Below are 6,455 nucleotides of genomic sequence, written 5' to 3' on the forward strand. Positions count from 1 at the left end.
GGATTAAAATGATTTTATTTATAAAAAACTTAGAACCTTAGCAACTTAGAATCTTAGCATCTAAAATTCAGACATGAGTTTATTATAGTCGTCTTGAGTATCGATGTCAATATTTCCGTTTTCAAATGGCACTGAAACAACATCATCTGAAAATTTATTGATTATTTTTTTTGCGCCTTCTTGGCCTTGCAATTCTAATAATTCATTGAAGTATTTTTTATTGAAAAGAACTGGAGTTCCAAGCGTTCCCGAATATGCCGAAGCTGCGATTCCTTTTCCCGTTTTATGATGTTCTTCAATTAGATTTTCAAAAATCAAACTTGAAACATACGGCTGATCGCAAACAGCAAAAATACAGTTTTCGCAATCTGGATATAAATTCAATATTTTCTTTAAGCCGTTCACAATTGAAGACGACATACCTAATTCCCAATCCGGATTAAAACTTACTTTTATTATTGAAGGATCTAATTCTTCTTCAATCAATTGATTATCTGCGCCGGTTACAACAATTATTTTTGAGTCTGAAACTAAAGAAGCTTCTGCAATTGTATTTTTCAAAAGCGTTGAATCTTTATATCCTAAAAGCTGTTTTGGCTGGCCCAATCTTGAAGAATTTCCGGCGGCTAAAACAACAATGCCAATTCTATTTTGATCTTTCTCCTTCATAATAAATTTCGTCATGAATTTTACCCAACTTGTATTTTAAGGAAGTTCCAATTTTTCCAGATTCAAAAGCTTTGATTTCAGAAACAATCGACAACGCAATTTCTTCTGAAGTTTCAGCACCAATATCAAGTCCAACGGGGCTGTGAATTCTTTTAAGCTGTTCTTCATTTACCGAAATTCCTTCTAAATGCAAATCATCAAGCATTCTATCAAGTTTTGATTTTGGTCCAAGAATTCCAATATAACTGCAATCTGTACCCAATAACAATTTCAAAACGGCCAAATCGTATTTGTAATTGTGCGTCATCAAAACAAAATAAGTTTGATTGTCGATCGTTATATTTTCTAAAAAATGCTCCGATTTTACAACCGAAACTTTATTTGCTAACGGAAAACGTTTTTTTGTTGCATGAGCATTTCGTCCGTCGCCTATAGTTACTTCCCACCCTAATAAAGCTGTCATTTTCACCAATGACTGCACATCATTTCCTGCTCCCGCAATTACTAACGAAACTGGTGGTTTTATATACTCGATCAAAGCTTCATCGTCGCTATTTTCTTGTATTTTTTTTACCGAAGTTATTTTGGTCAAAAGCACTTCTTTTGCTTCTGAAATTAAATTTAATGCATTATTGTTGTGATGCAAAACGGGACTGTCTTTTCTGAAGAATAAACTCGTTCCTATTTGATTTGCTCTTTTGTTTAATGAAAAGATGGTAACAATTACCGCTTCTTTTCTTTCTGCTTTTAATTGACTTAAAAGCTGAATCGGATTGTTTTCTGATTCGTCATCAATATATTCAAACAAAATATGAACAATTCCGTTGCATCCCAATTGAAGACCAATTTCAGCATCATCTTCATTACTGGTATTATAAGTAACTAATTTATTTTGTTTTTGATTAATTGAAAGAAGTGCTTTTCGGAGTGCATCGCCTTCTAGACAGCCACCGCTAATAGCACCAGTCAACTGGCCATCTTCAGTAACTAACATTCGAGCGCCTGGTTGTCTATAGGAAGAACCTTCGACTTTGACAACTGTTGCCAAAGCTGTTTTTTTGCCATCAGATTTTGCTGCTGAATATGCTTTTAAAATTTCGCTGATTTCCTTCATAAAATAATTTTCATCAGCAAAACAAACCGCTGATGATTCTTTTTAACAGTCTAAAAGTAAAAAATATTATAAAATTAAGCACAGGAAAATTGCTTAAGTTTATAATATCTCTTACTTAACAAAATATCTGAAACGATTTACTTTTTCAAAGTCAACGAATAATTCAGTTCCGATTTAATTATTTTTTTATCACGATCTAACATATAAATCTTTGTTGTATCTGAACTCAAATAACCGTAATATATTTGCTTTTCAACTGGTTTATCCCAATTTAAGATGAAAATTGTTCCGTTTTGGTCGTTTTCTAAACCACGTTCCGTATTAAAATTCCCTTTTTCTATAAATTCTTTTTCAGATGATTTCCCTTTGTAGATACTTGATATTTCAAACTTTTGTCCTTCCATAGTTCCATTTCCTGAATCAATTTTAAGAACAGTCTGAATACCGCTGCAGTCTGCACAAGGCAGCATCCCTTCATAAATCAATACATTTTCTTTTAATTTTTCATCGATCTTAGCATTTAGTGAATCTAAAGCAATTATTTTATTTTCTTCTTGTTTTACTTTAGAATTACAAGAAATCAGTTGCATTGCAAGCAGCATTAAAACGAATCCATTTTTCATAACCTTAAATTTTAGCATTCTCTCAAATGTACAATATTTTCCTACGTTAAAAATTCAAAAAGCTCAAAGTTTTATAGCCTAAGACTATTACTTAACAAATATGAAACGATTATTTTTTCTTACAATATCAATTATATGATGAAGTTTTGTATTTTTATAGAAAGCAAAATAAATTAGTTAACTTAAAAATAAACTACATGGGAAAATTTGTGATTACTAAAAGAACCAACGGAGAATTTCAATTCAATTTAAAAGCTGGAAATGGCCAAACAATTTTAGCAAGCGAGGGTTATACAACAAAAGCGGCTTGCACAAACGGAATTGAATCTGTAAAAACAAATTCGCAAGATGATGGTCGTTTTGACAGAAAAGAATCAAGCAACGGAAAACCGTATTTCAACCTAAAAGCAAGCAACGGCCAAATCATTGGAACAAGCGAAATGTACGAAAGTGTTGCGGCTAGAGAAAACGGAATCGAATCTGTAAAGAAAAATGCTCCCGATGCTGAAATTGATGATCAGACGGTTTAAATCAAAAAATCATTTATTATACAAAACGAGGTTTAAGCCTCGTTTTTCTATTTATTATACGAAATATATAAATATCCTGCTTTGTTAATTGTTTGGTTTTCCTTTTTGTATTCCAAAATATAATAGTAAGTCCCTGGAGGAAGTCCTACATCTCTTTTGACTGTATCCCTTCCATCTGAATATCCTTTAAACATATTATCACTCTCATTATATGATTTTGCATCGAATACTTTAACTCCCCAACGATTGTAAATTTCAACTCTATTATCTGGATATTGATCAATTCCTTGAATATGAAAAGTATCATTTATACCATCACCATTTGGCGATAGTGCATTATAAACAATAACATCTGAAGGCGGTGCCGGATTTATTTTAGAAACAGATGCAATGGTAAAAAGACCATAACCACTTACTTGGGTAGTTACTAATTTAGAATAATGTGCTCCTGTAAGTAGATCTGTTGATTCTCCTCCTTCATTAATCCATTTTGAAGAAGCGCCATCCCAGCGTACAATTGCCAATTGAGTGTCGGGATTTTCTTGAAAGAAAGAAGCTGGCGTTGTATTGGTATCTAAAGTTAAAGTTAACACTATTTTTTCAGTTCCTTGGTTTTGCGTTAGATTCCAATATTCCGCCTGATCTATTGCTAAAATTTCATCTTCTTTGCTTGTATATGGATAAAGAGGCCCCGCATTAGCGAAAAAGTATTGTGTTGTATAAACATTGTTTAAGCTAGTACTTTTATCATGATAAGTTGGCCTAAAATAATAATTATCTCCAATAGGAAATTCAAAATTCAAATTACCAATATTCTCCACTTGACCATCAACAAAACTAAGGTTACTGGCATCTGTGTGAAAGGCATTTTGCTCAAAAATCATTTTAGTATTAAAACTATCAGCATCAATAATTCCGTTTTTAAAAGTTACGTTGCTTCCTATATTTATTGAGGTCATTAAACTAAAAGGAACTAATACCGATTTATTATCAAATTCAACATTTTGAAAATGTGGTATTTCCGAGCCTTCGATCAACTGTACTCTAGTTCCAGTAAAAAAAGTTTTTCCCGCACTATTATCATCGTAAGTAACTAATCCGTTGTTTTTAAAATTAGAATAAGCATAGAAATTCCCATCGATTAAAACATCTCCTGAAGTTTCATTCACAAAATCAGAAACTGTTGAAAATGCTGTGCTGGAAGCTATTGAAAGCTCTCCAATATTTACAGTCTGTGATGCAATTTTACTAATAAAAAACAGCAATAGTATTCCTAATTTTATATCATTTGTTTTCATTTTCTGTCTTTTAAAAAAACTAATTCTCTTTTAATTTTATTACATTTCTACTAAAGTAATATTGTAAGTTCTTGGAAGATTTCCATTATTTGTTATTGAAACACTCCTACCTAAAATCAATATTTTGTAATTAAGTGCGCTAGAATTTCCTCCGTCAGCACAACCATTTGTGTTACCAACAAGTGTCTGACTGTTACCATCATCTCCAAAAGTGGCGACATATACTGCGTTGGTTGTTTGACCACCATTAAAGGCGATCATATTACTGCTTGTAACCATAAATGTTGCTACTCCCGATCTACCACAACCATTAATTACAGTAACAACTAACTGATAGGTATCGAAAGCACTGGTAACTGTAACAGATTGAGTTGCCCCTGCAGCAACATCTGCTATTACATATTTACTTTTTAAAGGAATACTACTAACAGGAACCGCTGCTCTTACGTTTCCGGTAGCATCGGCAGATAGTAAATTATCTGTTGTTGCGGCCGCTGGAATAGTAGTTACTCTTAATCTACCACCTACAGTTAGACTGCCATCATTTGCTAGATTCATTCTTTGTACCCATGCACCATTATTTGCAGTGTACCAATTGTAAACACCTGTTGTTGTAGATACAGGATTACCATTTTGGTCTGTAATTTGCCCGGAATAATTTGATGTTGAAAATCCGGTATCTAAGGTTATTTTATTTGCGCCTGTGATACCCAAAAGAAAAAATTTATCGCCATTTGCATAATCATCCTGCGATACTGGCCCTCCTGATACGCTAAATTTATTTTTAGGTGAAGTAGTTCCAACTCCAACATTTCCGTTTGCTAGAATCCGCATTTTTTCGGTGTTATTTGTCCTAAATGCTAAATCCTGATTGTCTGTTGTGCCTAAAAAATTATTAGCAGGACTTGTCCCTGCATTACCAAGTATGTTCCAATTATTGGCATTTAAAAGTGTCGACGTTTTGGTTTTTAAGATACCTGTATTATCTGCTACAACAATTAAATCAGTTCCAGAAGCGCTTGCCTGCAAACCAGAAATAGCTAAGGTATTTGTAGCATTAGTAGCAATACTTGTTGGTGTAACTAATGTTCCTCCTAATTGTGTATTTCCATTTGTTGTGCCTAAGCCATTATTAGCACTTATCAACACAGGCACCGACGGCGTAGTTGCAATACCATTTACCGTTGAGACTAAATTACCATTTGTAGCAGATAAAGCATTACTGTTAATAATATTCACTCCTGTTCCTGTTACTCCATTTACAGTTGTGCTTAAAGTGTTCGCAGAACTAGTATTAGAAACAGTTGTACCTGCTGCAATTGCTGGAGCAAGATTCAAGGCTGTACTTGAAACTCCGTTTACAGTGGTGGTTAAATTTGTTCCAGTTAAAGAAGTTGTATTTGTATTAATGATTGGTGCACCGGTACTAGTTATTCCATTAACTGTAACTGTCGAAGTATTGGAGCTAGATGCATTAGAAACTCCGCTTACAGCAGAAGAAGTTGCCGTAACACCATTTACATTTGAAGTCAAAGTATTTCCTGCCAGACCCAAAGTATGTGTTGTTCCAGAAGCTAATATCGGACTTAGATCTAAAGCCGTACTTGCAACGCCATTTACAGTTGTTGTCAAACTTGTTCCAGCTAAAGAAGTTGCATTTGTATTAATGATCGGTGCGCCTGTACTTGTAATTCCGTTTACTGTAATTGTTGATGTATTTGCAGTTGATGCATTTGAAACACCGCTAACAGCATCTGAAGTTGAAGAAACTCCGTTTACATTCGACGTTAAAGTATTTCCGGACAAGCTCAAAGCATTTGTTGTTCCAGAAGCAATTGCAGGAGCCAAATCTAAAGCTGCGCTTGAAACTCCGTTTACAGTTGTCGTCAAACTTGTTCCTGATAATGAAGTTTCGTTTGTATTGACGATTGGTGCGCCTGTACTTGTAATTCCGTTTACTGTAATTGTTGATGTATTTGCAGTTGATGCATTTGAAACACCGCTAACAGCATCTGAAGTTGAGGAAACTCCGTTTACATTCGACGTTAAAGTATTTCCAGACAAGCTCAAAGCGTTTGTTGTTCCCGCAGAAATTGCAGGAGCCAAGTCTAAAGCCGTGCTTGAAACTCCATTTACAGTTGTCGTCAAACTTGTCCCTGATAATGAAGTTTCGTTTGTATTGACGATTGGTGCGCCTGTACTTGTAATTCCGTTTACTGTA

General features: G+C 34.1%; 6 protein-coding genes. 1 reads left to right on the forward strand and 5 read right to left on the reverse strand.

The window, feature by feature from the left end:
* Positions 1 to 60: 60 nt before the first annotated feature.
* The 3 genes from EYY60_RS01495 to EYY60_RS01505 all read right to left on the reverse strand — a co-directional run bounded on the left by EYY60_RS01495 (position 61) and on the right by EYY60_RS01505 (position 2,406).
* Complete coding sequence (locus tag EYY60_RS01495) at positions 61 to 684, reverse strand: nucleotidyltransferase family protein (protein ID WP_132987642.1); 624 nt, start codon at positions 682 to 684, stop codon at positions 61 to 63.
* On the reverse strand, positions 647 to 1,783 hold the full coding sequence (locus EYY60_RS01500) for an XdhC family protein (RefSeq protein WP_132987643.1): 1,137 nt from the start codon (positions 1,781 to 1,783) through the stop codon (positions 647 to 649). Before EYY60_RS01500 ends, EYY60_RS01495 begins: the two co-directional genes overlap by 38 nt.
* 137 nt (positions 1,784 to 1,920) lie before the next feature.
* Positions 1,921 to 2,406, reverse strand: a complete 486-nt coding sequence (locus EYY60_RS01505; RefSeq protein WP_132987644.1) for a copper resistance protein NlpE N-terminal domain-containing protein — start codon at positions 2,404 to 2,406, stop codon at positions 1,921 to 1,923.
* 197 nt (positions 2,407 to 2,603) lie between these two features.
* Here EYY60_RS01505 and EYY60_RS01510 point away from each other — a divergent pair, with 197 nt between their 5' ends.
* On the forward strand, positions 2,604 to 2,936 hold the full coding sequence (locus tag EYY60_RS01510; protein WP_132987645.1) for a YegP family protein: 333 nt from the start codon (positions 2,604 to 2,606) through the stop codon (positions 2,934 to 2,936).
* 47 nt (positions 2,937 to 2,983) lie between these two features.
* Here the strand turns inward: EYY60_RS01510 and EYY60_RS01515 are convergent, their stop codons facing one another.
* A complete protein-coding gene (locus EYY60_RS01515; RefSeq protein ID WP_132987646.1) occupies positions 2,984 to 4,234 on the reverse strand; it encodes a gliding motility-associated C-terminal domain-containing protein in 1,251 nt (416 codons plus the stop codon).
* A 39-nt stretch (positions 4,235 to 4,273) separates the two neighbouring features.
* The coding region (locus tag EYY60_RS22220; protein ID WP_162847833.1) for a beta strand repeat-containing protein at positions 4,274 to 6,455 on the reverse strand (2,182 nt) is incomplete at its 5' end.

Origin of the sequence: Flavobacterium zhairuonense, assembly GCF_004352915.1 — a bacterium.
GTDB lineage: Bacteria > Bacteroidota > Bacteroidia > Flavobacteriales > Flavobacteriaceae > Flavobacterium > Flavobacterium zhairuonense.

Bases quoted from the DNA above. Each gene is read 5' to 3' on its own strand.
- EYY60_RS01510 (WP_132987645.1), top strand. From the start codon at position 2,604: ATGGGAAAATTTGTGATTACTAAAAGAACCAACGGAGAATTTCAATTC.
- EYY60_RS01505 (WP_132987644.1), bottom strand. From the start codon at position 2,406: ATGAAAAATGGATTCGTTTTAATGCTGCTTGCAATGCAACTGATTTCT.
- EYY60_RS01515 (WP_132987646.1), bottom strand. From the start codon at position 4,234: ATGAAAACAAATGATATAAAATTAGGAATACTATTGCTGTTTTTTATT.
- EYY60_RS01495 (WP_132987642.1), bottom strand. From the start codon at position 684: ATGACGAAATTTATTATGAAGGAGAAAGATCAAAATAGAATTGGCATT.
- EYY60_RS01500 (WP_132987643.1), bottom strand. From the start codon at position 1,783: ATGAAGGAAATCAGCGAAATTTTAAAAGCATATTCAGCAGCAAAATCT.